Genomic DNA, 17213 nt, shown 5'->3' with positions numbered 1-17213 from the left:
TCAGTCCGGCATGTTGAACGGATCAACCGGCGCATGGGTGACATCCCAGCCGAGGAAATCCCATGTGTGCTGCATGTGGTCCGGCAAGGGCGCTGTAAAGTGCATCTCCGCGCCCGTTGCTGGGTGCTCAACGATGAGCGTGCGCGCATGAAGGTGCATCTTGCGGCCAATCTCGCTGCCCATGCCCGCGCCCCAGCCATCGCCTAAGTTCTCTTGATGCGACCCGCCGTACTTTCCGTCGCCGATAATGGGATGTCCAATCTCAGCCATATGCACGCGCAACTGATGCGTCCGGCCCGTGATCGGGACCAAGGCTACCCATGCACCACGGTTCGCCAGTGTGGTCAGAACCGCATAGTCAGACGTCGCCCGCTTCGCACCTTCGACAGAAGCGACGTCGTTCGGGTGCACGCAGCGCATCTTTTCATTTTCACCACCGCGTCCGTGGCTGGGTGCTTTGACAAGGCCGTATTTGATTGTCCCCGCCCGTGGGTTCGGCACACCTGCGACCGCGGCCCAGTAAATTTTGTGTGTTTCGCGGTGTTTGAGGTTTTCGGTCAGCTTCTTGGCCATCATCCGAGTGCGTGCAAGCAACAGCACACCGGATGTGTCCTTATCTAAACGGTGCACCAGACGCGGCTTTTCATCGAAGTCGTATTTCAGCGCTTGCGCCATACCGTCGATGTGGCGGGTGGTCTTGCTGCCGCCTTGCGTCGCAATGCCGGGCGGTTTGTTGAGCGCTATAATGTGATCATCTTTGTAGAGCACGCAGGACTGGATCAGCTTGGCATCCGCTTTGCTGACACCTGATTTCTGCAAAAGGCGCGCAGCGGCGGCCTCTTCCTCAGTCGGCAAGGGTGGAATGCGGACGGTCTGCCCAACCTCCAACCGCGTATTGGATTTGGCTCGGCCACCATCAACGCGCAATTCGCCCTTTCGGCACATCTTCTCGATACGGCCTTGGGTCAGGTGTGGAAACAAACGGCGCACGTAGCGATCCAAACGCTGGTCGCCGTCATCTTCCCCAATTGTACGAAGCTCAACACCACTCATAAAAAAACGCCCCGCGCCAGTGCCACGCCCGCAATAAGGCCAAGTATAGAAAGCACAACGGACAAGCCCACATAGGTCAGCGCCGCACCGGTTTGTCCCTTTTCAAACAAAGTGAAAGCTTCGAGGGAAAAGGCTGAAAAGGTTGTGAAACCACCCAAGATGCCGGTCATGACAAACAGGTTCAGATGATCCCAACCTCTTTGATAAGACAGGACCACAAATAGCCCCATCAGGAAAGAGCCGATGACGTTAATCGACAGGATGCCCACAGGGAATGCGCCAGTTGTTGCGCGCACGATGGCAAGGCCAATCGCAAAGCGCAAGCTTGCGCCAATTGCGCCGCCCACTGCGACAGAGATGAGGGATCCAATCATGCGCTTGCTCTGGCCCTAAAGGGTCCGCTTGTCAATTGGACTGCGCCTTTCGTTTCGCCCTGAGCTTAGCAAAATAGTCGACCCGCTTTTTCAGTTCCCGCTCAAACCCGCGATCGACAGGGGCGTAGAACTCCTCGCGCTGCGTTTTGTCGGGGAAGTAGCTTTGACCCGAAAAACCGTCTTCCGAATCGTGGTCATAGACATAGCCTGCGCCATACCTCTTATCTTTCATCATGGAGGTCGGCGCGTTGAGAATATGTTTGGGCGGCGGCAACGACCCTGTTTTCTTCGCCGCACGTCTGGCGGCTTTGTACGCCACGTAGTTAGCATTCGATTTCGGGGCGAGGGCCAAGTGGATTAACGCTTGCGACAAGGCAAGCTCCCCTTCTGGTGAGCCAAGTCGTTCGTACGTCTCCCAGGCCTGAAGGCAGATTGCCTGCGCTTGCGGGTCTGCAAGGCCGATGTCTTCGACCGCCATGCGTGTCATCCGTCGGGCAAGGTATCGGGGATCCTCTCCCCCTTCCAACATCCGCGCAAACCAGTAAAGCGCCGCATCAGGGTCAGACCCGCGCACAGATTTGTGGAGTGCGCTGATGAGGTTGTAATGCTCATCGCCAGATTTGTCGTAGACCGCCGCGCGCTTCATCAGCCGCGATGACAGGGTGTCAATCGTCAGGACCACATCGTCCTTCCAAGCCGTGACCTGTTCGATGAGGTTCAGAAGCACCCGCCCATCACCATCAGCCATTTCAAGCAAAGCATGGCGGGCCTGCGTTTCCAAAGGCAGCTTGACGGCCAAATCGTCTTCCGCGCGTTGTGCAAGCTGTTCCAGGTCATCCAGCGACAACCTCTCAAGCACCAAAACTTGTGCACGGCTCAAAACCGCGGCATTGAGTTCAAAACTTGGGTTTTCTGTCGTGGCCCCAACGAGGAGGATCGTCCCATCCTCCATATGCGGCAGGAACCCGTCCTGCTGCGCCTTGTTGAAGCGATGGATTTCGTCGACAAACAGCAACGTCCCCTGCCCGTTCTGATGACGTATCTTCGCGGCATCGAAGACTTTCCTGAGATCAGGGACGCCGGTGAAAATGGCAGAGATTTGGACAAAGTGAAGATTGGTTTCATCGGCAAGGAGACGAGCAATTGTCGTCTTACCCACACCGGGCGGGCCCCAAAAGATCAATGACGACAGCGAGCCTGCGGCAAGCATCGCGCCCAATGGCGCATCAGGGCCGATCACCTGCTGCTGCCCGATAACCTCTGACAGGCTGCGCGGACGCAAGCGATCCGCCAATGGCCGCGGGCCAGCGGGCGTGTCGGTTGGTGATTGTGAAAATAGGTCAGTCATGCCGCTAGATTATGCGGCATGAGACACCTTGGAAAGCTGACTTTGATTACGGATTGATCGTCAGCCAGTGCGCTTGATAATCGCGTCCGCGCGTGTTCCAAACCCAACCAGCGGCGGTCATTTCAAACTTGCTGGCCTCGGCCCAACTCTTCCATGAGATTGGCAACAACGCCACGAGTTGGCAGATGTTTTCAGTCTGCTTGGTTTTGATCAATTGCCAGAGGATGTTTTTGCGCACTTGGTCACGCTTTGGCTGAACCAAGCCGCGCTGCACGTAGACGCGAATCCGTTCCCAAATGTCACTCGCGACCGGTGCGGGTTCGAACAGAAGATCAGTTGGTACCTAATCCAGAAGGCCCTGCTGCGCATCTTTCATCAAATAGCTATAGATCCCGCTTTGCGCGGTTGTCGGAGTCAACCGCACGCTGGCTAGAACATCGCCCCGATCATCATGCACGGCGAGCCAGCGTGATTGCGGCGTGTCGTGTTGATCGAATTCTTGATTCCTGGTTGCCGTGACGTCCCAATCGTCAGACAGCTGCGCAGGTTTGCGCGCCTTCATAATTTTTCCGAACAATTCACCGTGGCTGTGAATGTTCCTAAAGGATAAGGCCACACCTTGTATACATAACTCCGATATGCGTCAGAACTTGACCCAATCGATATGTCGCAAACTTTAAGATACGTCAGAGCAGACGATAATCCCGTGCACGTTGAATAGCTTCGGCTGTTGTCCTGGCCATAAGACTTGTCAAAGCAGAGGACAATCGCACCTTCAAAGCACTTTCCGAAATGTTCAACCGCGCGGCAGCAGCATTACGATCCCCTTCAGCGATGCACCTAGAGGCCTCGATTTGAGCATCCGTCAAAGCCTGAGGAGGCTGTGTAATATCGTGGAGATGTTTTATCAGCTTTGAATAAGCAGACATCTCATCAGCGGTGAATTCTCGGTCACTGCGACACCCACTCGCAATTGTCCTCGATTTCATTAGTCCGCACGACACGATAATTCCGTAGTTCATACCGAATTCCCGAGCCTGACCCAAAATGTCAAACGGATCAGGGATATTCATTGCGCTCCATCTTTGTACGCCGGTCTCGCTAAACCCCCAAGTGATCATCGGATCTCGAAGCGCGTATGCTTCCTTGTTATAAATTTCGGTCTATTTTGGAGGATAAGCCTGATGACTTAAGAGTGCTGTCGCAAATCGAATATGCAGCAAATACCCAAATCCCCCTGGTACAAAAGCAGCCAATCGACCGATATATTGCTCTATGCCGGACTTCTAAGACAAGTTAGGAAAAATTTGGTCAACCCTTAATCGAGAAGCTAAGCGCCGACAACGAAACGAAACTTCCAGAGCACAGTTCACGCCACAGATTGGGCGTAATCTTTTCCCAATTCATCTCCTTTCGCTGCGTCCCCTAACCCCAGAGAGACAGACCAAATCCTGGTTAAGTTACGGTGAATCCAACCCAAGCACATAATGAAAAAAAGGGCCTCACCTGCGGAAAAGCCCTTAAATTTAAGCCTTTTGTGGAAACAGACTATTCATCTACTTCCAAAACTTCCTCGGCCGCGACACGGGCTTTGTCCACTGCGCCTTTGGCGTCAACATCGCGCTCGACAAACTCGATGATCGCCATTGGGGCCATATCGCCGTAGCGGAAGCCTGCTTTAATGACGCGAACGTAGCCACCTTGGCGCTTCGCATAGCGTGGGCCCAAAACGTCGAACAATTTTGCAACATGCGAGTCTTGTTTCAAACGTGCCGCTGCCTGACGGCGTGCGTGCAAATCGCCGCGTTTACCTAAGGTTACGAGCTTTTCAACGACTCGCTTCAATTCCTTCGCCTTTGGCAAAGTTGTCTTAATCTGCTCATGCTCGATGAGCGAGCCAGCCATATTCGCGAACAGAGCCTTGCGGTGTTCATGTGTGCGATTGAGGCGGCGGTATCCACGTGCGTGACGCATTTTCGAGTCTCCTAAAGTCTTATGCTTTGTCTGGCGGTCAGATGCGTGTCTGCCGCTCTCCTTGGGGCGGGATTGCCCAGATGTTCCCGGCCGGTGCCGGCATTTGGAGGCGGGCCCAAAAGCCCGTCCAATTCCTTAGAACTGATCTTCGAACTTCTTCGCCAGATCTTCGATGTTATCCGGTGGCCAGTCCTCGACATCCATGCCGAGGTGCAGACCCATGCCCGACAGCACCTCTTTGATCTCGTTCAAAGACTTGCGGCCAAAGTTCGGCGTGCGCAGCATTTCTGCTTCTGTCTTTTGGATCAGATCGCCGATGTAGACGATGTTGTCGTTCTTCAGGCAGTTTGCAGAACGGACAGACAGCTCCAGCTCGTCCACTTTCTTGAGGAGAAGTGGGTTGAACTCGAGACCATCGTCTTCCTGACCTTGCTGTGCAGATTCAGGCTCGTCAAAGTTCACGAAGATAGACAGCTGGTCCTGAAGGATACGCGCAGCGTAAGCCACGGCATCGTCAGGTGTGATAGACCCATCTGTTTCGACTTTCATGGTCAGCTTGTCATAGTCCAGAACCTGGCCTTCACGAGTCGGCTGAACGTCGTAAGAGACTTTCTTGACCGGTGAATAGATTGCATCGATCGCCATCATGCCGATTGGCGCATCTTCTGGCTTGTTCTTGTCTGCGGACACATAGCCTTTGCCAGTGTTCACAGTCAGTTCAATGTACAGATCAGCGCCATCGTCGAGGTGGCAAATCACGTGGTCCTTGTTCAGGATTTCAATGCCTGCTGTTTCCGAGATGTCGCCAGCGGTGACAACGCCCGGACCTTTGGCCTGAACGCTCAAACGCTTTGGACCTTCAACTTCCATGCGGATCGCAACGCCTTTGAGGTTCAATACGATGTCAGTGACGTCTTCACGCACACCAGACACGCTTGAAAACTCGTGCAACACGTTGTCGATTTGCACTGCGGTGATCGCAGCACCTTGAAGAGAGGACATCAGAACGCGGCGCAGCGCGTTACCAAGTGTCAGACCAAAGCCACGCTCAAGCGGTTCGGCAATAACAGTTGCCTGACGCGCGGGATCGTTGCCCGGTTTCACTTCCAATTGAGTTGGTTTGATCAACTCTGCCCAGTTCTTGTGGATCATGTAGCCCTCCATTCCTGTCTGCCTTTCATGACCAAAAGGCCGACTCCCGAGGTTTCAAAATGACAGATTGGGGCCGCGCGAAACGTGCAGCCCCAAAAATTGGGTAAGATCAGACGCGGCGGCGCTTTGGTGGGCGGCATCCGTTGTGCGCTATTGGTGTTACGTCACGGATGGATGTGATGTTGAAACCAACAGCAGCCAAAGCGCGCAGTGCGCTTTCACGGCCGGAACCTGGACCCTGCACTTCAACCTCAAGCGTTTTGACGCCGTGTTCTTGTGCTTTCTTACCCGCATCCTCAGCAGCCATCTGCGCCGCATAAGGTGTGGACTTACGAGAGCCCTTGAAGCCCATTGTGCCAGCAGACGACCAAGAAATGGCGTTGCCCTGCACGTCGGAGATCAGGATCTTTGTATTGTTGAATGAAGAGTTCACATGCGCCACGCCAGCGGCGATGTTTTTGGAGACCTTACGCTTGCCTCCGCGACGGGTATCACGTGCCATCGATGAGCCTCCTTATTTCTTCTTGCCAGCAATGGCCTTTGCAGGGCCTTTGCGTGTGCGTGCGTTTGTAGATGTACGCTGGCCACGAACCGGCAGGTTGCGGCGGTGGCGCAGGCCACGATAGCAGCCGAGGTCCATCAGGCGCTTTACGTTCATCTGAACTTCACGGCGCAGGTCACCTTCTACGGTGATGTTCGCGTCGATGAATTCGCGGATAGAAACAACTTCAGCGTCGGACAGGTCGTTGATACGACGTGTCTCATCAATTTTGGTTGCTTCGCAGATTTGCTTGGCGGTCGAAGGACCTATACCAGCAATATATGTCAGGGCGATTGGAACCCGCTTTGAAGTCGGGATGTTTACGCCGGCAATACGTGCCACGTGTGCTTTTCCTTTTCGTTGCGGGTCCGTAATGCCAGACCCTTTTTTCACAACGTAAGCCCGGACCATTTGTGGCGCCGGGCTGCGTCATATCTAGGTAGTCAACCGCGCTTGGGAGCGACCCATTAGCCGTTTTTTGATTCCCATTAGGGATGGCGTTATCTAGGAGCGTTCGGGAAGTGCGTCAAGGCCCAATTTTAATGAGGTCTTGAGCTATTTGCCCTTGCCCATTTTGGACGTCAGCATCCTGTAAACCTTGTATGTCTCACGCGGCAAAAACGCGACCACAACGAGGAACCAAAGCCACAGGATTGCAACGCTGTCGAATGTGCGCGGGAACATGAACACACCAACGGCCACGATCCATCCGATACCAACTGACAGTGCTGCCCCTAAACGTGCGCCCGTTAGATGCTATCCATAACCTGTGCGATTGACTGTGCTACGTCTTCGATACTCGCCAGTCCGTCGACAGACTTCAAGTGTCCTTTAGCATAATAGTACCCAATCAGGGGACTTGTCTGTTTGTAATAAGCCATCAGGCGGATTTTGAGGCTTTCCTCATTGTCGTCCGCACGAACAGACTGACCGGCAGCCGCAGCCTCTTTGGCGCGACCTACGATGCGGTCGACCAACACATCGTCATTGACTTCCAGTTCGATAACCATGTCGAGCGATTGGCCGAGCTCGTCAAGCAATTCACCCAGTGCATCCGCTTGGGCCAGCGTCCGTGGGAAGCCATCAAAAATGTAACCACCTTTTGCGTCACCTGCTTCAAGCTTTTCACGGATCAGGCCAATGACGATTTCATCGGTCACGAGGTTGCCCGCGTCCATGACGGCCGCAACCTTCTTGCCCATCTCAGTGCCGGAGGTTCGCGCTTCGCGCAGCATGTCCCCTGTGGAAAGCTGCATCATGTCCCGGTTTTCTACAAGAAATCCAGCTTGGGTTCCCTTACCCGCACCCGGCGGGCCAAGCAAAATTATATTCATCGACGCGCAGGCCCCCTCTTCTTTGCGCCGCCACGACGGCCTCGCAACTGCGACTTCTCAATCAAGCCTTCATACTGGTGTGCCAGCAGGTGTGATTGAACTTGTTGAATGGTGTCCATCCCCACAGAGACGATGATCAAGATGGACGTGCCACCAAAATAAAACGGGATCGACAGCTGTGCGCGCAGGATTTCGGGCAGCAGCGCCACAAGCGCGAGATAGCCGGAGCCCAACACCAAGATACGTGTGACAACGTAGTCGAGGTATTCGGCGGTGCGCTTGCCCGGACGGATGCCCGGCACGAAGCCGTTCTGGTTTTTCAGGTTCTCAGCGACATCCTCAACTTTGAACGCAACTTCCTTTGTATAGAAGTAGGTGAAGAAGATGATCATGGATGAGAAGAAGATCAGGTAAAGCGGCTGCCCCGGGCCGAAGTAGGCCAAGATCGTCGCCATCAGCGGGCTGGTTGAACCGCCAGAGAACGTGCTGATTGTCGTCGGCAGAAGCAACAAAGCGGATGCAAAGATCGCTGGGATAACGCCCGCTGGGTTCACTTTGATCGGCAAGTGGCTGGAAGAGCCATCGTAGACTTTCATACCGCGCTGTTGGCGCGGGTACTGGATGTGTACCTTGCGAAGCGAACGTTCCATAAAGACGACGAAGGTTAGCACGACGATGACCATTAAAAGCACACCGACGATGACCGCGGGGCTGATGGCGCCGGAGCGACCTTGGGATAAAAACTGTGCCATCGCCGCAGGGATTTCCGCGATGATGCCCACGAAGATGATGAGGGAGATACCGTTGCCGATGCCGCGTGCGGTGATCTGCTCACCCAACCACATCAGGAACATAGTGCCCCCGACGATGGTGATAATGCAGGCCACACGGAAGAAGAGACCCGGATCAGCCGCCAAACCGCCAGCTTCAAGGCTGACAGCCAAGCCATACGCCTGTGCGGTGGCCAGAAGAACCGTGCCGTAGCGTGTGTATTGTGTCAGTTTACGGCGGCCTTGCTCGCCCTCTTTCTTCAACTGCTTCAGTGGTTCCCACATGGAGCCCAAAAGCTGCACAATGATCGAGGCAGAGATATATGGCATGATGCCCAGCGCAAAAATGCCCATCCGCGCCAGCGCCCCGCCTGTGAACATCGAAAGGATGCCGCCGATGCCCGCTTGGGCCTGCTCCATAAACGTTTGCAATTGCTGCGTATCGATACCTGGAACAGGGATGTATGTGCCGAGGCGATAGACGGTCAAAAGACCGATGGTGAAGAGGATACGTTGACGGAGTTCGGTCGCTTTGCCGATTGCCCCCCAGCTCATGTTCTGCGCCATCTGCTCTGCTGCTGAAGCCATATGTCTCTCTTCTCAAAAGAAACGCCGCCTCGGTTTCCCGATCAGCGGCGTTTGGGAAAACTTGTGCTTATGTAAGCGACCGAAAGGTCGCTCACAAGGACTTACTCAGCCGCTGGAGCAGTTGTGACTGTCAGTGAACCGCCAGCTTTTTCAACGGCTGCAACTGCTCCTTTGGATGCGCCAGTCACTGTGATCTTTACTTTCGCCGTGAAATCACCCTTGGCAAGAACGCGGATGCCGTCCTTCTTGCGACGCACCAGACCGCTTTCGATCAGGGCGTCTTCGGTGATGTCTGACTTGGCGTCGATCTTCTTCTCGTCGATGAACTTCTGGATCAGACCAAGGTTCACAACGGCGAAGGATTTGCGGTTTGGCTTGTTAAAGCCGCGCTTTGGAAGGCGCTGGTAGAGAGGCATCTGGCCGCCCTCGTAACCTTTGATGGCTACACCGGAGCGTGACTTTTGACCTTTGATACCGCGACCTGCGGTTTTACCAACACCAGAACCTGGACCCCGGCCAACTCGTTTCTTGGAACGGGCCGCGCCTGGGTTATCGCGCAATTCATTTAGTTTCATTTCGCTGTCTCCTTGCCGGAAGACCTGACCCAGCGAAGATCAGGCACACGGCGTTAAAATGAATCGGCAAAAGAGCCGATCAGCGGCATATAGACGGGGGTCGTGGTTGGGTCAAGCGGCGGTTGGCACCGCTAGATACCGTTGTCGGTCCGAAGCCTGAAGCCCGCCGCCCGAAGGGTGTCGACCAGCTCTTTCACATGCCCGATATCGCGCGCCTCGATCACCACATCGAGTTCTGCTTGTTTGAGCGACACGGATTGCATCATTCGTTGGTGTATTACTTCGACAACGTTGGCCCCAGACTCACCAATAATTAGGGAGATGTCGGCCAGCTGACCGGGCGTGTCGTCGATCTCGAATGTCAGGCGGGTGATGCGCCCGTCGCGCACCAATCCGCGCAGGATCAATGTGGACAGCAGCCGGCTGTCGATATTGCCACCGCAAATGACCAATCCGACTTTCTTCCCTTTGAACCGATCTGTGTTCTTCTTAATAACGGCCAGCCCTGCCCCCGGGGCGCCCTCGGCCACTAGTTTTTCAGACGACAGAAGCTCGAAGACGCCATCCTCAATCTCTGCCTCTGTTGCGGTTTCGATCCGATCCACATATTCACGGATGATGGCCATGTTGGTGGTGGACGGTTCCTTGACCGCGATCCCTTCGGCGAGCGTTGCCCCTGCGAAGTTCGTGTTCACGCCATCAAACTGCGCTTTGACTGCATCAAAAACCTCCGCCTGAGCACCAATGATCTCAACCGTTGGCTTCACTGATTTCGCAGCCACCGCCATACCGGCGATCAACCCCCCGCCACCAATGGGGATGACAATCACGTCCAAATCCGGTTGCTGCTCCAACATCTCGAGCGCAACCGTGCCCTGCCCTGAGGCAACAACAGGATCGTCAAAGGGATGGATAAAGGTGAGCCCCTCTTTCGCAGCCAGATCATGGGTGAATTGCACGCCCTCATCAAAGCCAGTGCCGTGCAAGACAACTTTAGCGCCGAAATCCTCCGTCCGTTTCACCTTATTAAAGGGCGTGCCCTGCGGCATCACGATGGTGGAGGCGATACCCAGCCGTGTCGCGTGGTACGCCACGCCTTGCGCATGGTTGCCCGCGCTGCACGCAACGACCCCCGACGCGCGTTGTTCTGGCGTTAGAGTCAAAAGCTTCGCCAATGCCCCGCGCGCCTTGAAGGCGTTGGTGTGTTGCAGGTTTTCGAGTTTGAGGTAGAGGTCAAAGCCAAGTTGCAATGACAGCCGTGCCGCGTGGACGGTTGGCGTCGCGATCGTGGCGTCCTTGATCGCTGCGGCGGTCGATTGCACCAGTTGCGCGGTTAGTTGGGTCATGACCAAACTCTCATTCTGTTTGAGACGTCTTATAGTCTGTTTCGACGCTAAAACAGAGGCTTGGTCAAAAAAGCTGTCCGGTGGACAGCCACGAACAGCTTCTGCACAAGTCAAAGCCCCCCGCGCGTTAAAACTCCGCGGTAGGCTTTTTGGGGCCTAGGTCGTTAGCAAATCGTTTGCACCACCCAGCGCCAGCTGCGCTGACGGGGTTGCGCGACCGACGATTGCGGGGGCCTGCTGGATCAAACGGTCATCTGACAGCGCGTGGACCATAAAGAGCGCGTAGTCGATGCGCTTCGTCAAATCGGAGGCGAGGATCGGATCCCCGACATGCTCTGCCCAGACGGGCAAACCATCGCTTGGCCCTTCTTCCAGATTGGATCCGCGCACGACTGTCCAAAGACGGTCAGAGGCGAAAATCCGGCGGGTCGCCTCTATCTGATCGTTCAAATCAACTAGACGCAGCAACGGCCCCAACCATTTGAACAGCCATTCAATAAACAGGAGTTTGAATCCGTAGACGTCTTTGCCGTCTTTGGTGATGTGCCAGCCACAAGAAAAGACGAGGCGCGCATCGGGTTCTGCAAAATCCATGACTGCTTGCGCTGTGCCTGAGGCGTAGTTGTTGACGCCCCATGGTACCAGAACGGTCAAGACGCCATCACAGCCCTTTACTGCTTCCTGCACAACGTCGCGGTTGTCAGTCCGACCTGGAAAGATGGTGATGCGGTCTGCAAGGTGATCCAGTTTTCCAACGCTTTCCGGGCGACAGACGCCACAAACCTCAAAACATTGGTCGAGGGCGTGTTGGGCCATGTATTGGCCCAACTTGCCGGAGATACCGATGATACAAATGCGTCTCATGCCACTGCTCCTTTTGCGAGGGATGGTGCCTTTGGTGCGCGGATCAGCAACCAAAGTGCAAAGCCGATTTCAGACAGGGTGACGATGGCCAACAGACCTGCGCGGAATGCACCAAGCCAAGCCACATCAGGGAAGGCGAAGGCGTAAACGGAGTCGAGCACATAGCCCATCGCACCGATCATCAGACCGTAACCAAGTAGAACGGGGAAGCGACCGGACTTGGTCACGAGGTAGCCCAACAACAAAAGGTGGACGGTGAAGAATAGCTGCCAAATCCACACCCCTGCCCTGTGCATTTCCAGAAACAGGCCAGCAAGATCGGCACGCTGATCGGATGTGAAGCTGAGCATCACTTGATCCGATTGCACGAGTAAGCTGGCCCCTGCGTGGAAGAACAGCATCGCGGACATAACACTCACCATACTGAGGCGGGCCATTGCCGCTGCGAAGGAGAGTGTCATGGAGACACCGCGAAACATGAAATGGAGCATCGCCAAAGCAAAAAGCTCAAACACCATGACGACCACGTCAGCGGCAAGCCCTAGTTGATAAAGACCGTTGCGGCCCACGATATTCGCCACGGTTGCTACGGCATCCCCTTGGACGACGATTTGTGAGGGGACATAGGCGATTGAAAAACCACCTGCGACGGCAATGCCCAAATAGAATAAACCGGTCCAGCGGGCATAAGAACTGGAAAGCGGGTCAGCAAAACTCTGCATCTTTTGTCCTTTCATGAGGGCGCAGATCACCGTTGGCGGGCAAAGCTGTCCGCCGGGGTTCGTACCCATTTGATTTTGGGTTTGCGCCGGATCGTTCCAACGATGAGAATGGTATAGCAACCGCATATCCCCAACAAAATTGACCTATATTCTAATTCTGGTATGCAAATTGGTATGGATTGGACTGCGATCTCTTTCGATTGGAACCGCGCACGAGCATTCCTTGTCACAGCGGAGGAAGGATCACTGTCTGCAGCTGCGCGGGCGTTGGGATTGGCCCAGCCGACGCTGTCGCGACAGGTAGAAGCGCTCCAGAAAGAGCTGGGTGTCGTGCTCTTTGAACGGTTTGGTCGCGGTCTCGAATTGACCCCTGCGGGGGCGAGTTTGGTTGAGCATGCGAAGTTCATGGGCCAAGGCGCGATGGCGCTTTCGATCGCGGCGCAGGGCCAAAGTGATGAGATTTCGGGGCCCGTGACCATTTCCACCTCGGATGCCTACGCTGGGCTCTGGCTGCCCAAGATTCTGCAAAAGCTGCGGCAGCAAGAGCCCGGCCTTCTGATCCGCGTTGTGGCAGAAAACAGTGCCTCTGACCTGATGCGGCGCGAAGCGGATATAGCGATCCGGAATTTTCGGCCGAAAGAGCCAGAGCTTGTCGCCAAAAAGATCAAAGAAACGACCGCCAGTTTCTTTGCCAGCACGGATTACATCGCCCGCCACGGGGTGCTCAAAACCCCAGAGGAATGGGACAATGCCAACCTGATCTTGCCAGGTGAGACGAACGCGTTCTTGGCCGCGCTGAAGGCCAGCGGTTTGCCAGTCACTGAAAAATCGGTTGCCTATGAATGCAGCAGCTACCTTGCGATGTGGGAAATGGTGCGAAACGGGCTTGGCGTCGGCATCCTTGACAGTCGCTTGGGTGACAATGAACCGGGGATCGAGCGCGCATCGACGATGGCGTTCGACATGCTGTTTCCAATATGGCTGGTGGCGCACCGTGATATCTTGTCAAACGCGCGGCTTCGGCTGGTGTTTGATTTTTTGGCGACGGAGTTGAAGCAACCGATCGCCTAGATCTGCGTCATCGCCGATCAGCTGCCCCGCGCTACGAAAGCTCGCAAGGTCGCGCGCGTTCCGGACGCGGCCAAGGCTTCCATCGCGGTGACAAATTGGGACGCGAAAGTCTCGCTATCACTAAGCCCCGCATAAATGTTTCTCTGCTGCAGCCAGACCAATGGGTCCGTCTGGGCAATGAGGGCAGCCTTGTTGAGATCAGCCCAGATTGGATCGTTTGGATCAATGATCGTGCCATCGTCACGCTGCCCCGTGCACATCTGGCACCAGAGCGCCTCCACCAGCGCCAATCCCTCTGTCGAGGTACCGCTTTGCAGGGCGTCTTGCAAAATGGGCAGCACAAACCCAGGGTGCCGCGATGATCCGTCAAACGCCACACGGCGCGTCGTGTCTTTGATTTTGGGATTGGCAAAGCGGTATTCGATCAGCTTGAGGTAGTCGGCCGACCCCATCGTCGGCACCGGATCGATATGCGGAAGGATTTCGTCCCTTTGCACCTGCCTGAAATACGCCAAGACATCGTCGTCTGCCATGCAGTCCGCGATAGTTGCCAAGCCTAGCAGTTCGCCCGCATTCGCCAGCACCTGATGGCCTGCATTGAGGATGCGGATTTTCATGGACTCGTAAGGGTGGACATCATCCGTGAGCGTGGCGCCCACCTCTTCCCAAAGCGGACGGCCGTTGCAGAAAGCGTCTTCGATCACCCATTGGCGAAAATTTTCATGGGTAACGGGTGCAGCGTCTGAAATGCCAAGGCTCTTGACCAATGCCAATTCTTCTTCACCGGTTGCAGGCACAATGCAATCGACCATTGCGTTTGGGAACGCGCATTCCGCGTCAATCCAAGCGGCCAGATCGGGTTCCGTGAGTGATGCCATCCCGATGACTGTTTGGCGCAGAACATCGCCGTTGTTTTGCAGGTTATCGCAACATTGGCCTGTGAATGGTTTGTGGCCAGCGTCACGGCGCTGTTTCAACGCAGCCACCATCGCAGCAAAGACGGTTCGCGGCGCTTTGGGGTGTTTAGCATCGTGTTGAATATCGGGGTGGTTTTGATCGAAGGCGCCATTGGGGTCGAGGAAATAGCCCCCTTCAGTCACCGTCAATGACACGATCCGGATGGCTGGGTCTGACATTGCGGCGATGAGCGCGGCGTTATCCTCTTCAACAGGCAGAAAATCAATCATCGACCCGATCACTTCTGCCGATGTGCCCGACGGATCGAGCTCAACAAGCGTCGTCAGGCAATCTTGCGCCAGAAGCCTGTCCCGCATGGCGCGGTCCCCCGCCCGCACACCCGCGCCAATGATGGCCCAATCATGGGCAAGGCCCTGCTCCATCAATCGGTGCAGGTACCACGCTTGATGGGCACGATGGAAATTACCAAGACCGACATGCACGATGCCAGCCGTGAGCTTGGACCGATCATAGCTTGGTCCTGTCACGCCCTGTGGTAGCACATCAAGGGTTGCATCGCAGAGCTTGATGAGCGCTGTATTTGTATCAGCATCTTTCATCAGCTCATCCATTGTCCGCCATCAACGTTGTAGCATTGCGCGACGATGTATTCGGCCTCATCCGAGGCGAGGAAGACCGCCATGCCGGTGAGATCTTCGGCCACCCCCATGCGACCAAAGGGGACGCTTTCCCCCACTTCTTTTTTCTTCTGACCAGGGGCTTTGTTTTCGTATTTGGCGAAAAACGCATCAACCCCGTCCCAGTGATCGCCGTCGACCACACCCGGTGCGATGGCATTCACGTTGATGCCATGTTCGATCAGGTTCAGCCCAGCAGATTGCGTGAGACTGATAATGGCTGCCTTGGAGGCGCAGTAAACCGCGACAAGCGGCTCACCGCGCCGACCAGCCTGGGAGGCCATGTTGATGATTTTGCCACCATTGCCTTGCGTGATCATCTGTTTGGCGACCGCTTGCAGCGTGAAGAGCGTGCCAGCGACGTTGATGTTGAAAACGCGGTCGAAGTCAGAACATTCGATCTCAACGATGGGCGCGGCGCTGAAGATGGCCGCGTTGTTAATGAGAATATCAATCTGGCCAAAGGCCGTGGCACAGGCGTCAACCGCCGCCTCAATGCTGGCTTGATTGGCCACGTCCATCTCGATCGCGATGGCATCGCTCCCCAAACGGGCAGCCGTTTCTTGCGCTTGAGGAAGGTTGATATCAGCTACGGCCACACACGCCCCTTCGGCCACGTAACGCTCCGCAATTGCGGCGCCGATGCCGCGCGCGGCACCCGTAATCAACGCTGATTTCCCCTCTAAACGTCCCATCAGATCCGCAAGCCACCTTGGTCGAACTTGTGGATGACATCGCTGCGGGGTGTCATGTGAACCGTGTCGCCATGCCTGAAGCTCACATCGCCGGGAGCGCGGACCGTGATGATGTCGGCGAGGCCCGTGTTGTGGACATGAAAGAACGTATCTGAGCCGAGATGTTCAGCAACACCCACGGTGCCCGACCAAGTGCCAGTGGTCGGCGACACTTCGATATGTTCTGGCCGCACACCAATTGTGTGGGCGTTGTGCTTTGCAGCTTCCGCACCTTCGATCATGTTCATTGTCGGCGACCCAATGAAGCCCGCCACGAACTTGTTTTGTGGCTCGTGATACAGCTCCAAGGGGGAGCCGACCTGCTCGATATTCCCCGCCCGCAGCACGACAATCTTATTGGCCATTGTCATGGCTTCGACTTGGTCATGCGTCACGTAAATCATCGTTGTCTTTAGCCGCTCATGCAGCTCAGAGATTTCCAGTCGCATCCCAACACGTAATGCCGCATCGAGGTTGGAGAGCGGTTCATCAAACAAGAACGCCGTGGGCTCGCGGACGATGGCGCGGCCAATGGCGACACGCTGACGCTGGCCACCCGACAATTGCCCCGGCTTTTTGTCGAGGTAATCGTTCAGGTTCAAAATACTGGCCGCTTGATTGACCAGCCTGTCGATCTCCGCCTGTGGCAACTTTGACATGCGCAAGGGAAAGGCGATGTTCTTGCGAACTGTCATGTGCGGGTAAAGCGCATAGGTTTGGAACACCATCGCCAGACCGCGCTTGGATGGCGACACCTGTGTTGCGTCTTCCCCGTCGATGATAACACGTCCGCCGGTCGTTTCTTCCAGTCCCGCGATCAAGCGCAGCAGTGTGGATTTACCGCACCCAGACGGGCCAACGAACACGGTGAACTCCCCATCTTCAATCGTCAGGTCGAGCGGCGGGATGACTTCGACATCCCCGAACGACTTGGTCACATTTTCAAGAACAATACGCCCCATTACGTCTTCCTATTTCACAGCGCCAAAGGTGAGACCTTGGACCAATTGTTTTTGACAGAACCAGCCGAGCACGATGATCGGGCCAACGGCAGCAGCGGACACTGCTGAGAGGCGGCCAAAGAACAGGCCCTCCGGCGCTCGGTTGCCTTCGATGAGTTTGGAGAGCGTTGCCGCGTCAGTCGTAGTGAGCCGCACCGTCCAATAGGCTTC

The 17213-nt window shown here is 55.5% G+C and carries 21 protein-coding genes and 1 pseudogene; 1 reads left to right on the top strand and 21 read right to left on the bottom strand.

Features of this window, described 5'->3' with window-relative positions:
* From ACTF5F_RS05975 to ACTF5F_RS05895, 17 genes are all read right to left on the bottom strand, one after another.
* On the bottom strand, nt 1-1053 hold the full coding sequence (locus ACTF5F_RS05975; protein WP_438955967.1) for an RluA family pseudouridine synthase: 1053 nt from the start codon (nt 1051-1053) through the stop codon (nt 1-3).
* On the bottom strand, nt 1050-1427 hold the full coding sequence (crcB, locus tag ACTF5F_RS05970; protein ID WP_438955966.1) for a fluoride efflux transporter CrcB: 378 nt from the start codon (nt 1425-1427) through the stop codon (nt 1050-1052). Before crcB ends, ACTF5F_RS05975 begins: the two co-directional genes overlap by 4 nt.
* A 31-nt stretch (nt 1428-1458) precedes the next feature.
* On the bottom strand, nt 1459-2775 hold the full coding sequence (locus ACTF5F_RS05965; protein WP_438955965.1) for a replication-associated recombination protein A: 1317 nt from the start codon (nt 2773-2775) through the stop codon (nt 1459-1461).
* Between the two features lie 46 nt (nt 2776-2821).
* Entirely contained in the window at nt 2822-3037 is a 216-nt protein-coding gene (locus ACTF5F_RS05960) for a hypothetical protein (RefSeq protein WP_438955964.1), read from the bottom strand.
* An 81-nt stretch (nt 3038-3118) separates the two neighbouring features.
* Nucleotides 3119-3337: an acyl-homoserine-lactone synthase gene (locus ACTF5F_RS05955; protein WP_438955963.1), complete on the bottom strand. Its 219-nt coding sequence runs from the start codon at nt 3335-3337 to the stop codon at nt 3119-3121.
* A gap of 124 nt (nt 3338-3461) precedes the next feature.
* Complete coding sequence (locus ACTF5F_RS05950; RefSeq protein WP_438956088.1) at nt 3462-3932, bottom strand: autoinducer binding domain-containing protein; 471 nt, start codon at nt 3930-3932, stop codon at nt 3462-3464.
* Nucleotides 3933-4323: 391 nt separating this feature from the next.
* The gene (gene rplQ / locus ACTF5F_RS05945) at nt 4324-4749 is read right to left on the bottom strand and encodes a 50S ribosomal protein L17 (protein ID WP_438955962.1); all 426 of its coding nucleotides are present in this window, start codon (nt 4747-4749) and stop codon (nt 4324-4326) included.
* Nucleotides 4750-4884: 135 nt separating this feature from the next.
* Nucleotides 4885-5901, bottom strand: a complete 1017-nt coding sequence (locus tag ACTF5F_RS05940) for a DNA-directed RNA polymerase subunit alpha (protein WP_438955961.1) — start codon at nt 5899-5901, stop codon at nt 4885-4887.
* Nucleotides 5902-6010: 109 nt separating this feature from the next.
* A complete protein-coding gene (gene rpsK / locus ACTF5F_RS05935; RefSeq protein WP_438955960.1) occupies nt 6011-6403 on the bottom strand; it encodes a 30S ribosomal protein S11 in 393 nt (130 codons plus the stop codon).
* A gap of 12 nt (nt 6404-6415) precedes the next feature.
* Entirely contained in the window at nt 6416-6784 is a 369-nt protein-coding gene (gene rpsM, locus ACTF5F_RS05930; RefSeq protein WP_438955959.1) for a 30S ribosomal protein S13, read from the bottom strand.
* A 213-nt stretch (nt 6785-6997) separates the two neighbouring features.
* On the bottom strand, nt 6998-7144 hold the full coding sequence (locus ACTF5F_RS05925) for a hypothetical protein (protein ID WP_438955958.1): 147 nt from the start codon (nt 7142-7144) through the stop codon (nt 6998-7000).
* Nucleotides 7145-7191: 47 nt separating this feature from the next.
* The gene (locus tag ACTF5F_RS05920; RefSeq protein WP_438955957.1) at nt 7192-7776 is read right to left on the bottom strand and encodes an adenylate kinase; all 585 of its coding nucleotides are present in this window, start codon (nt 7774-7776) and stop codon (nt 7192-7194) included.
* The gene (gene secY / locus ACTF5F_RS05915) at nt 7773-9134 is read right to left on the bottom strand and encodes a preprotein translocase subunit SecY (protein WP_438955956.1); all 1362 of its coding nucleotides are present in this window, start codon (nt 9132-9134) and stop codon (nt 7773-7775) included. Before secY ends, ACTF5F_RS05920 begins: the two co-directional genes overlap by 4 nt.
* Nucleotides 9135-9235: 101 nt before the next feature.
* On the bottom strand, nt 9236-9709 hold the full coding sequence (gene rplO / locus ACTF5F_RS05910) for a 50S ribosomal protein L15 (RefSeq protein WP_438955955.1): 474 nt from the start codon (nt 9707-9709) through the stop codon (nt 9236-9238).
* A 131-nt stretch (nt 9710-9840) separates the two neighbouring features.
* Complete coding sequence (locus tag ACTF5F_RS05905; protein ID WP_438955954.1) at nt 9841-11055, bottom strand: threonine ammonia-lyase; 1215 nt, start codon at nt 11053-11055, stop codon at nt 9841-9843.
* Nucleotides 11056-11211: 156 nt separating this feature from the next.
* A complete protein-coding gene (locus ACTF5F_RS05900) occupies nt 11212-11919 on the bottom strand; it encodes an NAD(P)H-binding protein (protein WP_438955953.1) in 708 nt (235 codons plus the stop codon).
* The gene (locus ACTF5F_RS05895; protein ID WP_438955952.1) at nt 11916-12641 is read right to left on the bottom strand and encodes a DUF4386 domain-containing protein; all 726 of its coding nucleotides are present in this window, start codon (nt 12639-12641) and stop codon (nt 11916-11918) included. The genes ACTF5F_RS05900 and ACTF5F_RS05895 overlap by 4 nt, the downstream gene beginning before the upstream one ends.
* A gap of 174 nt (nt 12642-12815) precedes the next feature.
* Here ACTF5F_RS05895 and ACTF5F_RS05890 point away from each other — a divergent pair, with 174 nt between their 5' ends.
* Entirely contained in the window at nt 12816-13712 is an 897-nt protein-coding gene (locus ACTF5F_RS05890) for a LysR family transcriptional regulator (protein WP_438955951.1), read from the top strand.
* Between the two features lie 17 nt (nt 13713-13729).
* Here ACTF5F_RS05890 and ACTF5F_RS05885 read toward each other — a convergent pair whose 3' ends face one another.
* The 4 genes and pseudogenes from ACTF5F_RS05885 to ACTF5F_RS05870 form a co-directional block, all read right to left on the bottom strand.
* Nucleotides 13730-15229 carry a mannitol dehydrogenase family protein gene (locus ACTF5F_RS05885; RefSeq protein ID WP_438955950.1) on the bottom strand — a complete coding sequence of 500 codons (1500 nt, stop codon included), beginning with the start codon at nt 15227-15229 and terminating at the stop codon, nt 13730-13732.
* A complete protein-coding gene (locus ACTF5F_RS05880; RefSeq protein ID WP_438955949.1) occupies nt 15229-16002 on the bottom strand; it encodes an L-iditol 2-dehydrogenase in 774 nt (257 codons plus the stop codon). The genes ACTF5F_RS05885 and ACTF5F_RS05880 overlap by 1 nt, the downstream gene beginning before the upstream one ends.
* Nucleotides 16002-17003, bottom strand: a complete 1002-nt coding sequence (locus ACTF5F_RS05875) for an ABC transporter ATP-binding protein (protein WP_438955948.1) — start codon at nt 17001-17003, stop codon at nt 16002-16004. Before ACTF5F_RS05875 ends, ACTF5F_RS05880 begins: the two co-directional genes overlap by 1 nt.
* A gap of 9 nt (nt 17004-17012) precedes the next feature.
* A pseudogene (locus tag ACTF5F_RS05870) lies at nt 17013-17213 on the bottom strand (carbohydrate ABC transporter permease); the annotation flags it as partial.

It is taken from the genome of Cognatiyoonia sp. (assembly GCF_965661665.1).
In the GTDB taxonomy this organism is placed as follows: domain Bacteria; phylum Pseudomonadota; class Alphaproteobacteria; order Rhodobacterales; family Rhodobacteraceae; genus Cognatiyoonia.
This window is presented reverse-complemented; position numbering and strand designations above follow the sequence as displayed.

Bases quoted from the DNA above. Each gene is read 5' to 3' on its own strand.
- ACTF5F_RS05875 (WP_438955948.1), bottom strand. From the start codon at position 17,003: ATGGGGCGTATTGTTCTTGAAAATGTGACCAAGTCGTTCGGGGATGTC.
- ACTF5F_RS05880 (WP_438955949.1), bottom strand. From the start codon at position 16,002: ATGGGACGTTTAGAGGGGAAATCAGCGTTGATTACGGGTGCCGCGCGC.
- ACTF5F_RS05955 (WP_438955963.1), bottom strand. From the start codon at position 3,337: ATGAAGGCGCGCAAACCTGCGCAGCTGTCTGACGATTGGGACGTCACG.
- ACTF5F_RS05905 (WP_438955954.1), bottom strand. From the start codon at position 11,055: ATGACCCAACTAACCGCGCAACTGGTGCAATCGACCGCCGCAGCGATC.
- ACTF5F_RS05920 (WP_438955957.1), bottom strand. From the start codon at position 7,776: ATGAATATAATTTTGCTTGGCCCGCCGGGTGCGGGTAAGGGAACCCAA.
- ACTF5F_RS05890 (WP_438955951.1), top strand. From the start codon at position 12,816: ATGGATTGGACTGCGATCTCTTTCGATTGGAACCGCGCACGAGCATTC.
- ACTF5F_RS05975 (WP_438955967.1), bottom strand. From the start codon at position 1,053: ATGAGTGGTGTTGAGCTTCGTACAATTGGGGAAGATGACGGCGACCAG.
- ACTF5F_RS05965 (WP_438955965.1), bottom strand. From the start codon at position 2,775: ATGACTGACCTATTTTCACAATCACCAACCGACACGCCCGCTGGCCCG.
- rpsK (WP_438955960.1), bottom strand. From the start codon at position 6,403: ATGGCACGTGATACCCGTCGCGGAGGCAAGCGTAAGGTCTCCAAAAAC.
- rplQ (WP_438955962.1), bottom strand. From the start codon at position 4,749: ATGCGTCACGCACGTGGATACCGCCGCCTCAATCGCACACATGAACAC.
- secY (WP_438955956.1), bottom strand. From the start codon at position 9,134: ATGGCTTCAGCAGCAGAGCAGATGGCGCAGAACATGAGCTGGGGGGCA.
- ACTF5F_RS05940 (WP_438955961.1), bottom strand. From the start codon at position 5,901: ATGATCCACAAGAACTGGGCAGAGTTGATCAAACCAACTCAATTGGAA.
- ACTF5F_RS05900 (WP_438955953.1), bottom strand. From the start codon at position 11,919: ATGAGACGCATTTGTATCATCGGTATCTCCGGCAAGTTGGGCCAATAC.
- ACTF5F_RS05895 (WP_438955952.1), bottom strand. From the start codon at position 12,641: ATGCAGAGTTTTGCTGACCCGCTTTCCAGTTCTTATGCCCGCTGGACC.
- ACTF5F_RS05885 (WP_438955950.1), bottom strand. From the start codon at position 15,229: ATGAAAGATGCTGATACAAATACAGCGCTCATCAAGCTCTGCGATGCA.
- crcB (WP_438955966.1), bottom strand. From the start codon at position 1,427: ATGATTGGATCCCTCATCTCTGTCGCAGTGGGCGGCGCAATTGGCGCA.
- rplO (WP_438955955.1), bottom strand. From the start codon at position 9,709: ATGAAACTAAATGAATTGCGCGATAACCCAGGCGCGGCCCGTTCCAAG.